1 protein-coding gene is annotated in these 816 nt (G+C 49.0%); it reads left to right on the top strand.

The features are described 5' to 3' along the window. The first annotated feature begins 83 nt into the window (after positions 1–83). Complete coding sequence (locus tag FJM74_RS22105; RefSeq protein WP_187264823.1) at positions 84–809, top strand: IS1 family transposase; 726 nt, start codon at positions 84–86, stop codon at positions 807–809. Positions 810–816 lie beyond the last annotated feature (7 nt).

Consider the following 816-nt stretch of genomic DNA (forward strand, 5'->3'; position numbering starts at 1 on the left):
GGTGGTCCTGCAGAAGTAATGATGGAAAAACCAAAAAGACCGCAGTAGTGGTAAAAAGGAGTGCGAACAACTTTTATACCATCATGAACAAGTCATGCTACTACTGCGGCAGTGTGAATATAGTCAAAAACGGTAAAACCTACTATGGTAAAGCCAGAGGCAAGTGCAAGGACTGCAGGAGGCAGTTTGTTTTTAATCGGCAAAACCAGAGTCTGAACACAGAGCAGAAAAAGCTCATTGAGCTCCTCTTGCTGGAGCGGCTCTCGCTGGAAGGCATCTGCAGAGTTTTAGATATAGCTGCCTATCACCTTTACCGCTACATGGATGAGCTTTACAGGGAGGTTCCTGCCGACTTAAACGCACAGGTGAGCGCTCAGGCAGAACTGCAACTGAACTGCTATGAGTGCGAAAGCGATGAGCTGTGGAGCTTTGTGGGCTGCAAGGCCAATAAAAAGTGGCTTTGGGTGGCGCAGGACAGGAAAAGCAGGCAGATTGTAGCCCTGCACCTGGCAGACAGGGGCGCAACAGGTGCCAAGGGCTTGTGGGACAGCATCCCCGAGCACTACAGGCAGCAGGCAACTTTCTTCACTGATGACTGGGATGCCTACAAGCAAGTAGTACCCGAGCAGCGGCATAAACCCTCTAAAATGAAGAAAGACACCAATCATGTCGAGAGGTTTTTCTGCACAGTCAGACAGAGATGCTCCAGGCTGGTGAGGAAGGCACTATCCTTCTCAAAGAGGCTCGATAGGCACCTGATGGCGATTAGATTCTTTGTCGCTAACTACAACTTATCATTACTTTTATAGGACTACC

The organism is Pontibacter beigongshangensis, from assembly GCF_014332515.1.
In the GTDB taxonomy this organism is placed as follows: domain Bacteria; phylum Bacteroidota; class Bacteroidia; order Cytophagales; family Hymenobacteraceae; genus Pontibacter; species Pontibacter beigongshangensis.

What these genes read in the sequence shown, in the direction of transcription:
- FJM74_RS22105 (WP_187264823.1), top strand. Translation starts at nt 84, where the DNA reads ATGAACAAGTCATGCTACTACTGCGGCAGTGTGAATATAGTCAAAAAC.